15 protein-coding genes are annotated in these 15,387 nt (G+C 62.6%); 2 read left to right on the forward strand and 13 right to left on the reverse strand.

Features of this window, described 5'->3' with window-relative positions; translation table 11 throughout:
* Window positions 1-354: 354 nt before the first annotated feature.
* The 12 genes from JaAD80_RS06590 to JaAD80_RS06640 form a co-directional block, all read right to left on the reverse strand.
* Window positions 355-846: a transposase gene (locus JaAD80_RS06590; protein WP_102293442.1), complete on the reverse strand. Its 492-nt coding sequence runs from the start codon at window positions 844-846 to the stop codon at window positions 355-357.
* Window positions 847-1,054: 208 nt separating this feature from the next.
* A complete protein-coding gene (locus JaAD80_RS31380) occupies window positions 1,055-1,180 on the reverse strand; it encodes a hypothetical protein (RefSeq protein ID WP_258002840.1) in 126 nt (41 codons plus the stop codon).
* Window positions 1,180-2,394, reverse strand: a complete 1,215-nt coding sequence (locus JaAD80_RS06595) for an MFS transporter (protein WP_102293443.1) — start codon at window positions 2,392-2,394, stop codon at window positions 1,180-1,182. The genes JaAD80_RS31380 and JaAD80_RS06595 overlap by 1 nt, the downstream gene beginning before the upstream one ends.
* Before the next feature lie 11 nt (window positions 2,395-2,405).
* Window positions 2,406-3,395 (reverse strand): Gfo/Idh/MocA family protein, encoded by a 990-nt coding sequence (locus tag JaAD80_RS06600; RefSeq protein ID WP_102293444.1) that lies wholly within the window; start codon window positions 3,393-3,395, stop codon window positions 2,406-2,408.
* Between the two features lie 34 nt (window positions 3,396-3,429).
* On the reverse strand, window positions 3,430-4,242 hold the full coding sequence (locus JaAD80_RS06605) for a DUF3025 domain-containing protein (protein ID WP_102293445.1): 813 nt from the start codon (window positions 4,240-4,242) through the stop codon (window positions 3,430-3,432).
* A gap of 7 nt (window positions 4,243-4,249) precedes the next feature.
* Window positions 4,250-5,314, reverse strand: a complete 1,065-nt coding sequence (gene pyrC, locus JaAD80_RS06610; RefSeq protein WP_102293446.1) for a dihydroorotase — start codon at window positions 5,312-5,314, stop codon at window positions 4,250-4,252.
* A 149-nt stretch (window positions 5,315-5,463) separates the two neighbouring features.
* Window positions 5,464-6,942 (reverse strand): amidohydrolase family protein, encoded by a 1,479-nt coding sequence (locus JaAD80_RS06615; RefSeq protein WP_258002841.1) that lies wholly within the window; start codon window positions 6,940-6,942, stop codon window positions 5,464-5,466.
* A gap of 28 nt (window positions 6,943-6,970) precedes the next feature.
* Window positions 6,971-7,696, reverse strand: a complete 726-nt coding sequence (locus JaAD80_RS06620) for an amino acid ABC transporter ATP-binding protein (protein ID WP_099376217.1) — start codon at window positions 7,694-7,696, stop codon at window positions 6,971-6,973.
* Window positions 7,697-7,715: 19 nt separating this feature from the next.
* Complete coding sequence (locus JaAD80_RS06625) at window positions 7,716-8,408, reverse strand: amino acid ABC transporter permease (RefSeq protein WP_102293447.1); 693 nt, start codon at window positions 8,406-8,408, stop codon at window positions 7,716-7,718.
* 1 nt (window position 8,409) lies between these two features.
* Complete coding sequence (locus tag JaAD80_RS06630) at window positions 8,410-9,159, reverse strand: amino acid ABC transporter permease (RefSeq protein WP_102293459.1); 750 nt, start codon at window positions 9,157-9,159, stop codon at window positions 8,410-8,412.
* A 99-nt stretch (window positions 9,160-9,258) separates the two neighbouring features.
* On the reverse strand, window positions 9,259-10,215 hold the full coding sequence (locus tag JaAD80_RS06635; protein ID WP_102293448.1) for an amino acid ABC transporter substrate-binding protein: 957 nt from the start codon (window positions 10,213-10,215) through the stop codon (window positions 9,259-9,261).
* 195 nt (window positions 10,216-10,410) lie between these two features.
* A complete protein-coding gene (locus JaAD80_RS06640) occupies window positions 10,411-12,261 on the reverse strand; it encodes an ABC transporter ATP-binding protein/permease (RefSeq protein WP_102293460.1) in 1,851 nt (616 codons plus the stop codon).
* A gap of 61 nt (window positions 12,262-12,322) precedes the next feature.
* Here JaAD80_RS06640 and JaAD80_RS06645 point away from each other — a divergent pair, with 61 nt between their 5' ends.
* Both JaAD80_RS06645 and JaAD80_RS06650 read left to right on the forward strand, forming a co-directional pair.
* Window positions 12,323-12,763, forward strand: coding sequence for an acyl-CoA thioesterase (locus JaAD80_RS06645; RefSeq protein WP_052139932.1), 441 nt, complete (start codon window positions 12,323-12,325; stop codon window positions 12,761-12,763).
* Window positions 12,764-12,785: 22 nt separating this feature from the next.
* Window positions 12,786-14,378, forward strand: coding sequence for an alkaline phosphatase (locus JaAD80_RS06650; RefSeq protein ID WP_102293449.1), 1,593 nt, complete (start codon window positions 12,786-12,788; stop codon window positions 14,376-14,378).
* On the opposite strand, the gene JaAD80_RS06655 is transcribed toward JaAD80_RS06650, so the two are convergent.
* Complete coding sequence (locus tag JaAD80_RS06655; RefSeq protein WP_102293450.1) at window positions 14,375-15,241, reverse strand: LytTR family DNA-binding domain-containing protein; 867 nt, start codon at window positions 15,239-15,241, stop codon at window positions 14,375-14,377. The genes JaAD80_RS06650 and JaAD80_RS06655 overlap by 4 nt on opposite strands.
* Window positions 15,242-15,387: the final 146 nt, after the last annotated feature.

Below are 15,387 nucleotides of genomic sequence, written 5' to 3' on the forward strand. Positions count from 1 at the left end.
GTTTTCCGTTGGGCAGGCGCAGCGCGCAGTCGAGCTTCGCCTTGGCAACGTCGATTCCTAAATTAAACATGCTGTGGTCCTCTTGCGATCTACCTTGTGAATGCGGGCTAACCGGCATGCCGGTGCCAAAGATACTGTCCGATCTTGACATTGAGGATGGGTAACTGGTGCGAGATCTACGAAACTGGCTCGAAGCCTAAGGGCGGATACGGCATCCAGTTACCCGGTCTTGATATGCTTACCAAGATTTTGACAGCGGTCGATACCGTTCGCAATATCACGAACGGCATGAAAGGAATAATACAAGGTCGGATTAGGCCGCAGGCCGTAATCCGACAACATTGTTGGCCTCGTTCACTCCCGCCCAACACCGGCCACGTCCACACCATCCCCGCCCCAATCCGCGGCACACCATCCCAACGCCACGTACCGGTGAAAACTGGAATGCGGCCAATCCATGACCTTGCTCACAAGCCCATGCTTGACAGGGTTGTAATGGATGTAATCGACGTGCTTGGCAAAGTCGCGCTCGTCGCGCAAGACGTGTTCCCAATACCGCTGCTGCCAGATAGGTTTCAGATCGCTACGCTTGCTGAACCACGTCTTGATCAAGCGCCAGCGCGTCATGAAATCGGCATCGCCGTCGGGCAAGGTCCAGATGCAATGCAAGTGATCGGGCAGAATGACGATGGCGTCGATATCGAATGGCCGCTGCTGACGCACGGCGCGGAATGCATCCCGCAGCAAATCCACGGCAGTTGCCGACGCAAGGACAGGCCGGCGATGCGCCGTCACCACCGTGAAGAAAAAGCTGCCGCCTGGCTGGAATGCGCGTCGGTATCGCATGGGTTCAAGGTGTTGTCGGATTACGGCCTGCGGCCTGAGCCACATCGGCCTTGCCAATTTTCGGGCATTGTCGGATTACGGCCTGCGGCCTAATCCGACCTACGCAAAGATGCACACGCCAAGTCGGGTAGGTCGGATTAGCGCGTAGCGCGTAATCCGACTTCCAGCGTAATCCGACAAACCACCAGCACATTTGCGCCCGCACAGCCTACATGCACATCCAGAAGCGGTTCGCCAGGTCGAGCATGAAATCGGGGCGCAGATAGGCCAGGAAGACGATGGCCAGCAGCGCGGCGCCAGCCAGGCGCCACAGCCAGGTGCGCCAGCGGGCCATTACGCGGCCACCGCCGCGCGCTTGACGGCGCGCTCGTCGATGGGCAGGTTGATCAGCGCGGCCAGCAGGCCCAGGCCGATGGTGATCAGCCAGACAGCGTGATACGAGCCTTGATGCTCGTACAGGTAGCCGCCCAGCCAGGCACCGAGAAAACTGCCCACCTGGTGCGAGAAGAATACCATCCCGGCCAGCATCGACAGATGCTTGACGCCGAAGATGCCGGCGATGATGCCGTTCGTCAGCGGCACCGTCGACAGCCACAGCACACCCATGCCGGCGGCGAACAAATACACGGACCATGCGGACAAGGGCGCCAGCAGGAACAAGGTGATGACCACCGCGCGCGCCACGTAGATGGCCGACAGCAGATAGCGCTTGGCGATCTTGCCACCGAGTTTGCCCGCGTAGTAGGAGCCGACGATGTTGAACAGGCCGATCAGCGCCAGCGCCGTGACGGCGATATTCGGATTCATCAAGCCCTGGTCCTTCAGGTAGGCGGGCAAGTGCACGCCGATGAAGACCAGCTGGAAACCGCAGACGAAATACCCGGCCAGCAGCAGCCAGAAGGAACGGTTGGCGACGGCTTCGCTGAAGGCGGCGCCCACGCTTTGCTGCGGACCGCCGGCATGCGAAACGGGTGGTTCACGCAAGTAAAAGGCCATCGGAATCATGGCCAGCAGCACCAGCGCGGCCAGCACATAAAAGGCGTTTTGCCAGCCGACGGCGGAAATCAGCTGCTGCTCCACTGGCATCATGAGGAACTGGCCGAACGATCCGGCCGCCGATGAAATGCCGAAAGCCCACGAGCGCTGCTCGGGCGGCGCGCTGCGGCCGATGATGCCGCTGATGGCGCCAAACGCCGTGCAGGCCAGCGCCAGGCCGATGAAGATGCCCGAGCCGACGATGAACAGGGTAGGCTGCGTCACCAGCGCCATCCACACCAGGCCGGCCATATAGCTGATGGCGCCGATGATGACGACGCGCATGGTGCCGAAGCGGTCGGCGGCCATGCCGGCGAACGGGCCAAAGACGCCCCACATCAGGTTTTGCATGGCCAGCGCCAGCGAATAGGTTTCGCGTGTCCAGCCGTTGGCTTGCGAAATCGGCTGCATCCAGAAGCCCAGGCCATGGCGCACGCCCATCGCCAGGGTCAGCACCACCCCGCTGGCAATGAGGACGGTTTTCAGGCTGGGACGGGAAGAATGCGATGTCATGGGATTCCTGTTTACGCCTGGTCGGCGGTATAAACGAGGCCGATCTGGCCACGCATGGTATCAAGGTTGTGCATCAGCGCCACGCTGTCGGCATGCGGCATGACGGGGCTTTCCAGCAGGCCGGCGCGGATGCAGCGCATCGCCTCGAGCGCTTCATGCGTGTAGCCGTTGCCCAGGTAAGGCGCGTCCACGACGCGGCGCTCGCCATCCATCATCTCGACCACCAGGTGATCGGGTTTGTAGAAACGGCTGGGCAGGCGGATGCGTCCCAGGCTGCCGGAGATGAGCATTTCCGTCGGCGTTTGCGCGCGCAGGCTGCAGGCGCACGACGACGTGCCGCCGCCCTTGTGCAGCAGCGAAAACACCACCTGTTCATCGACGCCGGTGGCGCCCATCTCGGCCAGCGCCTGCACGGCGGAAACGGGACCGAGGAAGAAGGCCGCCATCGACAGCGGATAGATGCCCACGTCGAGCAGCGCGCCGCCGCCGAGGTCAGGATTGTACATGCGGTGCTCGGGCGGGAAGTTGGCGACAAAGCCGATATCGGCCTGCACCTGCTGCAACACGCCGATCTCGCCGCTGGCGATGATGCGTTGGGCTTCCTGCGCGGCTGGCAGGAAACGGCTCCACATGGCTTCCATCAGGAACAGCTTTTTTTCGCGCGCCAGGTCGACCACGGCCTGCGCTTCGCGCGCATTCATGGTGAACGGCTTTTCGCAGACGACATGCTTGCCGGCTGCCAGGCACATCAGGGCGTTTTCCGCATGCAGGGTATGCGGCGTGGCGATGTAGATGACGTCCACGCCGGCATCATCGGCCAGCGCCTGGTAGGAGCCATGGCAGTGTTCAACACCGAATTCGGCGCCGAAGGCGTGCGCGCCGGCGCTGCTGCGCGAGGCCACCGCCGCCAGTTGCGCACCGGGCGCGTCGCGCAAGCCGATGGCCATTGCGCGGGCGATTTTTCCAGTACCGAGTATGCCCCAGCGTATCACTTTTTCCATGTATCGTCCCTCTCGCAGTACCCGCGGCCTGCTGTCATTGTGGTGGCGCGGACGGCTGGCGTTTCGAGCGAAACACCGCCGCGTCGTTGTAGAAATCGTCGTCCTGGTTCTCGCTCCAGCCGGGCAGGCCCAGCACGGGTAGCGGCGTGAAATCGGCCGTGCTCAAGCCCTGCGTCACCAGGTCTTGCGCCACGCGCGCGTCAAGCCAGGCGCGCCGCGCGGCATCGTCCAGCGCAAAGTAGGCATCGTCCGCAAAAATGACGCGCGTATGCGCCGTGATGGCCTTGCGCGGGGCCACCAGTTTTTCCATCAGTGCGTGGCCGAACAGCCAGACTTCGGCGTCGCCTCCAGCGCCAAATTTCTCGCGCTGCGCAATAAATGCGCCGCGCCAGTCGTGCCCGCGCAAGGCCGCGTCCAGCGCGCGTCCGGCATCGCTGTCGCGCAGCACCAGCAGGGCGGAATTTTCGTCAAATATCGTCGCGCCATCGCGTGCCGGCCCGCGTGATTTTCCCACGCCCGACAGGGCGATCTGCGCCGCCTGCAAGGCGTTCAATTGCCGCTTGATGCGCGGGAAAGTCAGCCACACCAGCGCATTGAAAAAATCATGCAGGTTGTCGCGCGTGGGCACGCCGCCCGTCGCGCCTATGAACTCTTCGTACGCCACGCCTTCGGGCAGGTCGGCTTGCGGCACGAAGGCCAGCGGCAGGCCCGAAGGGTTGCGCAAGTCCAGCGCCCGCGCCCGCCCGTTCAGCGCGGCAATCACCGTGTCGCGCTGCAGGTCCAGCTGTTGCCGCGCCGGCAGCACCGTGGCAAACCAGGGGCGGGTCCAGTCTATCGATGGCAGCATGCGCTGATTACACCATTTTCCAGTTGATCTGCTCACCCGCGTTGAGCGGAATCACATGGCTGTCGCCCAGCGGCAGCGAGGCTGGCAAGGTCCAGCTTTCGCGGCGCAAGGTGATGGTGTCCGTGTTGCGCGGCACGCCGTAGAATGCCGGGCCGTGGAAGCTGGCAAACGCTTCCAGTTTATCCAGCGCGCCGGCGCGTTCAAACGCTTCGGCATACATTTCCATCGCATGCAGGGCCGTGTAGCAGCCGGCGCAGCCGCATGCCATTTCCTTGGCGCCCTGCGCGTGCGGCGCGGAGTCCGTGCCGAGGAAGAAACGCTCGTCGCCGCTGGCCGCCGCCGTCATCAGCGCCAGGCGGTGTTCTTCGCGCTTGAGGATAGGCAGGCAGTAGTAATGCGGACGGATGCCGCCCTTGAAAATCTCGTTGCGGTTGTACAGCAGGTGATGCGCCGTGATGGTGGCGGCGATCGGGCCTTCCGCTTCGGCCACGTACTGTGCCGCGTCCTTGGTGGTGATGTGCTCGAACACCACCGACAGAGCGGGGAACGCGCTGCGCAGCGGGCGCATCACGCGCTCGATGAAGACGGCTTCGCGGTCGAAAATATCGATTTCAGGATCCGTCACTTCGCCGTGCACGAGGAAGGGCATGCCCACTTCCTGCATCACTTCGAGCACCTTGTAGCAGTTCTTCAGGTCCGTCACGCCCAGGTCGGAGTTGGTGGTGGCGCCGGCCGGATACAGTTTCACGGCTTGCACGATGCCGCTGTCCTGCGCGCGGCGGATTTCGTCGGGCGAGGTGTTGTTGGTCAGGTACAGCACCATCAATGGATCGAAGTTAACGCCCTCCGGCACGGCGGCCAGGATGCGCTCGCGGTAGGCGCTCGCATCGGCTGTGGTGGTGACAGGCGGCTTCAGGTTCGGCATGACGATGGCGCGGCCAAACTGGCGCGCGCTGTGCGGCAGCACGCTGGCCATGACGGCGCCATCGCGCAGGTGCAAATGCCAGTCGTCGGGACGCGTGATGGTGATGGAGGATGGAACGGCGGGCGGTGTGTGATCGAGTGTGGACATGGCGGCTGCTCTCAGGCGGTCATTGCGAATAGCGCCATTTTACCAGCCGCGGGGCCACAGCACAGGCCGGGGAAGCCTGCGCTTGCTGCGCGCCTGACAACAAAACGGCCGGTATCACCCGGCCGCTTTTTCCATGAGGGAGACGAAAATCAGGACTTGGCGGGCGCCGCCTCTTGCTTGGCCACCCAGGCGCGGATATCGGCCAGCATTTGATCGAGCTTGGCGCGGTCATACACGGTGCCGCGGCTGACCACCAGGCGGATCTGGCGCGTGGCGCCGATGTCCTGCAGCGGATTGGCGTCGAGCACCAGCAGGTCGGCCGCCTTGCCTGCGGCTACGCTGCCATAGCGGTCCAGCTTGCCCAGGAAGCGCGGGCCGTTGATGACGGCCGACTGCAAGGCTTGCTGGGGCGTCAGGCCGTACTGCACGTACAGGCCGATTTCGTCATGCAGGGCCTGGCCCGGATAGTCGAAGGAATTGAGGAAACCCGCATCCGTGCCGGCGATGATGCTCACGCCCTGCTGCTGCAGGATCGGCAGCAGCTTGGCCGACTGCTCGAACTGCGCGTGGCGCTGGGCGATCGCTTCCGGGCCATCCTTGGCGGCGCGCTGCACGCGCCAGTCGTAGGTGGCGCGCAAGCCCTTGCCGATGTATTGCAGGGCCGGATCGTGCGTGTGGTCTTCGCGGTCCAGGTACGCCGTCACGCGCGAACCCCACAGGGTCGGCACGATGGCCGTGCCACGCGCGGCCAGATAGCTGAAAGCCTTGCGCGCCGTCGGCTCGTCGTAGCTTTGCACGCTGGCCTGCATGGCTTCCTTGCCCGTCATCGTGCCGGCGGCCACCTTGGCCGTCAGTTCCTGTTCGCGCGGCGTGGCGGCGCGCAGCAGATACGACTGATGCTCGATCGTGCCCAGGCCGGCATCGGCCATCTGCCCCAGGGTCAGCTGCACGGGGATATGGCCCGAGGTGCGCATGCCCCGTTCGCGCGCCTGGCGCAAGGCTTCCAGGTACAGCTCCGGCTTCAGGGTATTTTCCGTGATCTTCACGAAGTCCACTTGCTGCGCCTGCAGGCCATCCAGGGCACGCGTGACTTCCTGCGGCGTGCCCACTTCGATGGTGCCCTTCCACAGCGGCTTAATGCCTTCCAGCTTGGCGCCGGACGTAAAGATCGTCGGGCCTTGCAGCTGGCCAGCGTTGATCTGCTGGCGCCATGCCAGCACCGTGTCGGGCAAGTCGCCCGAGCAGTCACGCACCGTGGTGATGCCGTGCGCCAGGTACAGCGGCAGCAGCTGCTTGTTCTCGTCGATCAGTTCAGGGCCGCCGCCAAAATGCACGTGCGTATCCCACAGGCCCGGCATCAGGTATTTACCGGGCAGGCGGATGGTTTGCTTGGGCGCATAGTCGCGCAGCTGTGCCTCGTTGACGACAGCGACGATGCTGTCGCCCTTGAGCAGCACGGTTTGGCCCGTGACGGCGCGGCCAGCGGCGACGTCGATCAGGGTGGCGTCGCTCAGGGCGATGTCGACGGCGATCTTGTCAGCCGCATGCGCATGCGCGAGCATGCCCAGCGCCAGCATCGTGCCAGCCATTTTTTTCAGTACAGGCAGCATTTTCACGTTCAATTTCAATGTCAATCCAGTTCGGCAAGAGATAAATTTAATGAATGATCTTGGCAAGGAAGTCGCGCGCACGGTCCGAGCGCGTAGTGTTGAAGAAGTCATCCTTGCTGCAATCTTCGATGATCTTACCCTGGTCCATGAAGACGATGCGGTTGGCGACGCGTTTCGCAAAGCCCATTTCATGGGTGACGACCATCATCGTCATGCCTTCCTGCGCCAGGCCCACCATCACGTCGAGCACTTCGTTGATCATCTCCGGGTCGAGCGCCGATGTCGGCTCGTCGAACAGCATGGCGATCGGGTCCATCGACAGCGCGCGGGCGATCGCGACCCTTTGCTGCTGGCCGCCCGACAGCTGGCCGGGAAATTTATCCTGCTGCGACAGCAGACCGACGCGGTCCAGGTATTTCAGGCCCTTGGCATTGGCTTCGTCGGCGCTGCGTCCCAGCACCTTGATCTGGCCAATGGTGAGGTTTTCGCGGATCGACAGATGCGGGAACAGCTCGAAATTCTGGAACACCATGCCGATGCGCGCGCGCAGTTTCGACAGATTCGTTTTCGGATCGTTGACGCTGATGCCGTCGACGATGATCTGCCCCTGCTGTATCGGTTCGAGGCCGTTGACGGTCTTGATCAGGGTCGACTTGCCGGAGCCGGACGGGCCGCAAATGACCATCACGTCGCCCTTGGCGACCTTGGTGGTGCAATCGGTCAGTACCTGGAACTGGCCATACCATTTGCTGACGTTATTCAGTTCGATCATCTTGTTCTTTCTTTTACGGTTAGCGAATGATGGCGACGCGTTTCTGCAGGCGTTTGACGAGGAACGACAAGGCATAGCACAGCACGAAGTACACGACGGCGACAAACACGTACATCTCGACCAGGCGGCCATCGCGCTGGGCGATTTTCGAGGCGGCGCCGACGAAATCGGGGATCGACAGCACGTACACGAGCGACACGTCCTGGAACAGCACGATGGTCTGCGTCAGCAGCACGGGGATCATGTTGCGGAACGCCTGCGGCAGCACGATGCTGGCCATGGTCTGCCGGTAGTTCATGCCCAGCGCCTGCCCGGCCCATACCTGGCCGCGGGGAATCGACTGTATGCCGCTGCGCATGATCTCGCAATAGTAGGCCGCCTCGAACATGATGAAGGTGATCAGCGCGGAGGAAAACGCGCCCACTTTCACGGGTTCGCTGGCGCCGATGATCCAGGCGGCGATGTACGGCACCAGGAAGTAGAACCAGAAGATCACCAGCACCAGCGGAATCGAGCGTATCAGGTTGACGTAGCTCGACGCCACGCCGGAGACAATGCGGTTGCCGGACAAGCGCATCAGCGCCAGCACGGTGCCCAGCACGATGCCGCCCACCATGGCCAGCGCCGTCAGTTTCAGGGTAAATACCATGCCGGTCTGGAACAGGTAGACCCATGAGCGGGAGATGACATCAAAGTCGAAATTGCCCAACATATCAATGTCCTCCCGTCTTGGCGCCGGCGACGATGAAGCCCGGGATGGCGACCTTTTTCTCGATCAAATGCATCAGCACCACCACCAGCAGATTGACGAAGATGTAGATGATGGTGGCGGCCGAAAACGCCTCGAACACCTGGAACGAGAATTCCTGGATGGCGCGCGCGCTGGCCGTCAGTTCGATCAGGCCGATGGTCAGCGCCACGGAACTGTTCTTGATGATGTTCAAGAACTCGCTGGTCAGCGGCGGCATGATGACGCGCGCGGCCATCGGCAGCAGGATATAACGGTAGGTTTGCGGCAGGGTCAGGCCCAGCGCCGTGCCGGCCAGTTTCTGCCCGCGCGGCAGCGCCTCGATGCCGGTCGTGACCTGCACGGCCACGCGCGAGGAGGTGAAAAATCCCAGGCACAGCACCGCCGTGACGAACGGCGCATTCGGCAGCGACTTGACCCAGGCGCCCATGTCCGTGGGCAGCAGTTCCGGCATGACGAAATACCACAGGAACATCTGCACCAGCAGCGGCACGTTGCGGAACAATTCGACGTAGGCATTGGCCACACCGACCAGCCATTTATTCGGCAGGGTACGGATGGTGCCGATCACCAGGCCCAGGATCAGGGCCATGATCCATGCCGTGCCGGCCGTGGCCAGGGTCCAGATCAAACCGGACCACAGGGTGTCCATATACGTGCCGACACCATCGGGCGACATCTCCCAGAAGATGTTCCAGTTCCAGTTGTAATTCATGATCATCCTTCCCGTGCAGCCTGGGGACAGCGGCCAGCCAAGCGCCCGCCCCGCAATTGAAACGGGAGGCTTTCGCCCCCCGGTTTTGATGAAGCCTTGTTATTTTTTCCGCTTGTCCGATGTCTTCTGCGCTTCCGGCACGGCCGCATAGGCGGCTGGATCACCGGAGTCGGTCGGGTTCATGAACACCGCTTTCAGTTGCGGCGGCATGGGGAATTTCAGGTTGATGTTTTTCGGCGGGATCGGCGAGGTAAACCACTTCGCGTAGATGCGGTTGATGTCTTCGCTCTTGTACAGGCGGATCAGGGCATCGTCGACGACCTTCTTGAAGGCAGGGTCGCCCTTGCGCAGCATGATGCCGTACGGCTCGACGGACAGCGCTTCCTTGGTGATTTCGTAGTCGTTCGGATTTTTCGAATTGGCCACTTGCGAAGCCAGCAGGATATCGTCATTGGCTTCGGCCACCGCGCGGCCCGTTTCCAGCATCAGGAACGATTCAGGATGATCCTTGCCGACGGCGATGGTCATGCCCAGGTTTTTTTCCTTGTTCAGGATGGTCATCTGCTTGATGGTCGACGTGCCGGCCGTGGCGACCAAAGTCTTGCCGCGCAAGTCTTCCAGCGTCTTGATGTTCGAGGATTTTTTCGACAGCACGCGGTTGCCGATGACGAACATGGTGGGCGCGAACGCCACCTGCTGCTGGCGCTCCAGGTTGTTCGTGGTGGAGCCGCATTCGAGGTCGATGGTGCCGTTGGCCATCAGCGGGATACGGTTGGCCGAGGTGACGGGGCTCATCACCACTTTCAGTTCGGTCAGGCCCAGATGTTTTTGCAGGGCCGTGACGACTTTCATGCACAGGTCGATCGAATAACCCTGGTATTGCTGCTTGTCATCGAGGTAGGAGAAGGGTACGGAGCCATCGCGCACGCCGAGGGTGACGGAACCGGCTTTCTTGATCTTGGCCAATGTGCCTGTCAATTCCTGGGCCTGGACGGGCGCCATGCTGCTGATGACGCCGACGCTGAGCAGTGTGGCGATGATTTTGGTCAATTTCATAAATTCTCCTGGGCGGACAAACCGGATAGATTCCGAACGAAACAACTGTGGTGCAAACGCCACCAATGGAATTAATTTTATTTCATTTTCAGCGCCGGACCAGCCGTTTTCTGCGATTGCCCGCAAATAGGCGCTATACGCGCGCCTGAATCAGCGCGCCTGTAGCATTTTTCCTACTGATTTCCCATTCCCGATTTATTTTGCTGGCGCCAGCCCCTGCAAGGCGTCCTCTTCCACCTCATCGTCCATGTTCGCCTGCTGGCGTTGCCACATCTGCGCATACAGGCCATCCATGGCCAGCAATTGCGGATGCGTGCCACGCTCGACGATGCGGCCGTGGTCGAGCACCAGGATTTGCTGGGCGTCGGCCACCGTCGACAGCCGGTGCGCGATCACCAGGGTGGTGCGGTTCCTGGCGATCTCCTTGAGCTGCGACTGGATCGCCTGCTCGGCCTTGGAGTCGAGCGCCGAGGTCGCTTCATCGAAGATCAGTATCGCCGGATCTTTCAGCAAGGTGCGGGCGATGGCCACGCGCTGCTTTTCACCACCCGACAGCTTCAAGCCCCGCTCGCCCACCATGGAGTTATAACCATCCGGCAAGCTTTCAATAAAGTCATGGATTGACGCCGCTTTCGCCGCCGCCACGATGGCGTCCTTGCTGGCACCCGGTTTGCCGTAGGCGATGTTGTATTCGATGCTGTCGTTGAACAGCACGGTATCCTGCGGCACGATGCCGATGGCCGCGCGCAGGGAATCCTGCGTGACGGTGCGCAAGTCCTGGCCATCGATGGTAATGCCGCCGCCATCGACTTCATAGAAGCGGAACAGCAAGCGCGACAGGGTCGACTTGCCCGAGCCGCTGTGGCCCACCACGGCCGTGGTGGTGCCGGCCGGGATCTCGAAATCCACGTCGAAGAGGATTTGCCGCTTGGCTTCATAGCTGAAATCGACGTGCGCGAAACGCACGGCCGCGCCCCGCGTGACGAGCGGCCGGGCTTGCGGTGTATCGGCGATTTCGCGGTTCTCGTTCAACAAGGAAAACAGGCGCTCCATGTCGGCCAGGCTTTGCTTGATTTCGCGGTAGATGACGCCCAGGAAATTGAGGGGAATGTACAGCTGGATCATGAAGGCGTTCACCAGCACCAGGTCGCCCAGGGTCATGCTGCCGTTGATGACGCCCACCGTGGCGCGCCACAAAATCAGGGTGACGGCCGTAGCGATGATCAGGGACTGGCCCGTATTGAGCAGGGACAGGGACGTCTGCGATTTCACGGCCGCCGACTCATAGCGCTGCAGGCCTTCATCGTAGCGCTGCGCTTCGTAATCCTCGTTGCCGAAATATTTCACGGTTTCGTAGTTGATCAGCGAATCGATGGCCTTGGTATTGGCTTTTGAATCGAGGTCGTTCATGGTGCGGCGGAAATGCGTGCGCCAGTTCGTCACCAGCACGGTAAACGCGATGTAGGACACCAGCGCCACCGCCGTGATCACGGTAAACCAGATGTCGTAGTGCAAGACCAGGTAACCGAGCACCAGGGTGATTTCCACCAGGGTCGGCAGGATATTGAACAGGGTGTAGGAAATGAGCGAGCCGACGCTGCGCGTGCCCCGCTCGATATCGCGCGTCATGCCGCCCGTCTGCCGGTTCAAATGGAAACGCAGGGACAGCGCATGCAGGTGGCGGAACACTTGCAGGGCGATGGTGCGCACGGCGCGCTGCGTGACCCTGGCAAACAGGAATTCGCGCAGCTCCGTAAACAAGGTGGTCGACAGGCGCAGCAAGCCATACGCCACCAGCAAGCCGACGGGCAGCACCAGCAGCGCTTGCGGGTGCGCGGCCGTGATGGTCATGGCGTCGACGAGTTTTTTCAGGATCAGCGGCACGCCGACGTTGGCCAGCTTGGCCCCCACCAGGCAGAGCAGCGCCAGCAGCACCCGCCATTTGTAGACCCACAGATACGGCAGCAAGGTCTTGATGGTGGCGAAATCGCTGTGGCTGGCGGAAGCGGGCGAGCGAGGGGGAGGGGTAGTCTGGGAACGGCGCATGGCGAAGGTCGGCTTTTTATGGTTCAATCGGGGCAATTGTAGCCTTTCATGAGAATAAAAGATGAGCACCTCCCCCGACCGCCCTGATAACTGCCTCGCCTCCGGCCTGCCCGCCGGCAAAATGCCGGAATTGCGCATGATGCCCGCCCCGTCGGACGCCAATGTGTACGGCGACGTCTTCGGCGGCTGGATCATGGCGCAAGTCGATATCGCCGGCTCGCTGCCCGCCACGCGGCGCGCCAACGGCCGCGTGGCCACCATTGCCGTCAATTCCTTTGTCTTCAAAAATCCTGTCTTCGTCGGCGATCTGCTGTCGTTCTACGCCGATATCGTCAAGGTTGGCAATACCTCTATCACTGTCAATGTGGAAGTGTATGCCGAGCGCAACCGCCTGCAGGCGTGCATCGTGAAAGTCACGGAAGCCACCCTGATCTATGTCGCCACGGACTCCGACCGCAAGCCGCGCAAGGTGCCGCCGATCGAGACCCTGCTGTCGCCTTAATTCCACATTTGCCCACAGCGCCATGGATAGCCAGCGCCGCATCTTCCTGCAGAGTGCGGCACGCATCGGCGCACTGGCCGCGGCCGGCAGCGTGCTGTCCGGTTCCAGCGCGGGTGCCGCCACGCGCCTGAATGGCACCGGCTATCCATTCGCGCTGGGCGTCGCTTCCGGCTCGCCGCTAGCCGATGCGGTGGTGCTGTGGACGCGCATCTGCTACGACCCGCTGCAGGCAAGCGCCACGCCCGCCATCGCCCTGACCGTGCGCTGGGAAGTGGCCGATGACGAAGGTTTCAGACGCGTCGTCGCCAAGGGGCAAGCCACGGCCACGCCCGAGCTTGCCCACAGCGTGCATATCGACGTGGGCGGCCTGGCGCCCGGACGCTGGTACTGGTACCGCTTCATATTCGGCGATGCCGTCAGCCCCGTGGGCCGCACGCGCACGGCGCCCGCCGCCGATTCCTTGCCGGCCTCGCTGAAACTGGCCGTGGCTTCGTGCCAGCACTGGGAATTTGGCGCCTACGCGGCGCACCGGCATATCGCCGCGGCCGCGCCCGATCTGGTGGCGTTTCTTGGCGACTACATTTACGAGTGGGGCCCCTACCAGTTGCAGCATCCGAACCGGGCCGTGCGCACGCATGAAAGTTTTACGCTGGACGACTACCGCGCCCGCTATGCGCAGTACAAGAGCGACCGGGACTTGCAGGGGGCGCACCTGGCCGCGCCGTGGATCGTCACGTGGGACGACCATGAAGTGGCCAACGATTATGCCAACGACCGCGACGAACTGCTCACGCCCACCTTTCTCGCACGCCGCGCGGCCGCCTATCAGGCGTTTTATGAACACATGCCGCTGCGTTTGCTGCCGCTGGGACGGCGGGGCTTCGTCGACATGCGCATCTACCAGCGCTATGACTGGGGCCGGCTGGCCCGCTTCCACGTGCTGGACGACCGCCAATACCGCGCCCACCATGCGTGTGCCAGGCCGGGCCGTGGCGGCTCGAATTCCGTCACCACGCGCAACTGCCCCGACCTGCGCAAACCACAGCGCACGATGCTGGGCGAGGAGCAGCAGCGCTGGCTGCAAGCCGGCCTCGATGATTCTCCCGCGCGCTGGAATATCCTGACGCAGCAAACCCTGATGGCGCAATCGAGCCAGGTGCCCATCGCGCGCCCCGGCGATGAGCGCATCTGGACCGATGGCTGGGATGGCTATCCAATGGCGCGCCAGCACCTGCTCGACGCCCTGCGCAGCAGCAAGGCCAGCAACCCGCTGGTGCTGTCGGGCGACGTGCATACTTTCTATGCGTCCGAGCTGAGCCGCAATGCCATGCGCCCCGCCGGCAAGGACAATCCCGTGCTGGCCACGGAATTTTGCGGTACCTCGATCACCTCCAGCTCACGCCCGCAGGCGCGCACGGACCAGTACGTGGCGATGAACCCGCACATCCGCTATGGCCGCAGCGACAAGCGCGGCTACATGTTGATGGAGATCACGCCAGAAAAAACCACGACCCTGTTCCAGGGCCTGGGCAATGTGCGCGACAGCGCCTCCCCCATCGCGACGCTGGCCCGCTTTACCGTGCAGAACGGCAAGGCTGGCGTGCAAGCCGCCTAGCACATGTTTTTCAAGGCATCGCGGTAGCGCCGGCTGACGGGCACCTCGCCACCGGTGGACAGCATGGCGCGCGCGTCGCCGGATTCCAGCGGCACGATGCTCTGCACGAATGCAAGATTGACGATGTAGCTGCGGTGCACTCGCACAAAACGTTTGCCGTCCAGGCGGCGCTCGATGGCCGCCATGGTCGAGCGCAGCGGGTAATCATGGCCACGCACGTGCAGATTCACATAATTGCCCCAGGCCTGTATCCATTCGATGTCGCCGGCGGGCAAGAGAAAATCCTTGCCCAGCTTGCGCACCAGGAACCGCTCGGGCTGCTGCACCGGCTCGACGGCCGGCCCTTCGTCCGGTTCGCCCAGCAGGGTTGCCTCGCCTTGCCAGCGCATCAGCAGCAACTGGTAGAAACCCACGGCCAGCAAGACCAGGAAGTAAGTGCGCACATCTTTTACGTATTCATACGGCAGCTCGCGCCACCAGGCGCCGAAATCGTAGTGGCCGCCCTGGCTCCAGTACGCCAGCTTGCGCAAGGCCACCATGGCCGCCACATGCACCAGGCTGTACACCACCGAGGCGGCCAGGTGCCAGCGCAGGTTTTGCCGCTGGAACACCAGGTGCAGGGGCCGGTACTGGCCCGCCAGGATGACCACGGGCACCAGCGCCAGCAAGACCAGATTGCTGCTCCATTCCCATACGGCCACTTCCCAGAACGGCGTATGGACGCCGGTACGCCGCAGGTCGCGCCACACCAGCCAGCTGTTCACGCTGGCCTGCAGCAGCGTGAGCATGATCCAGAATCCCGGTTCGGCCACGCGGCGCCAGCGTTGATAACGTTGCAACAGATCGGTGGAAGAAACGTGCATGGATTCAAAGAGTGAAGTAGTTGCACGATTGTAACGTCCCACACCCGTCCCAGGCCGGCGACTCGTCCCAGCCAGCCGTCCGCTGATCCCATTTTACTGGCTGCCAGCCCCGCCGCTGCCTATGCTGGGGCTTCCGTCACCCGACC

The organism is Janthinobacterium sp. AD80, from assembly GCF_002878455.1.
Classification (GTDB): Bacteria; Pseudomonadota; Gammaproteobacteria; order Burkholderiales; family Burkholderiaceae_D; genus Janthinobacterium.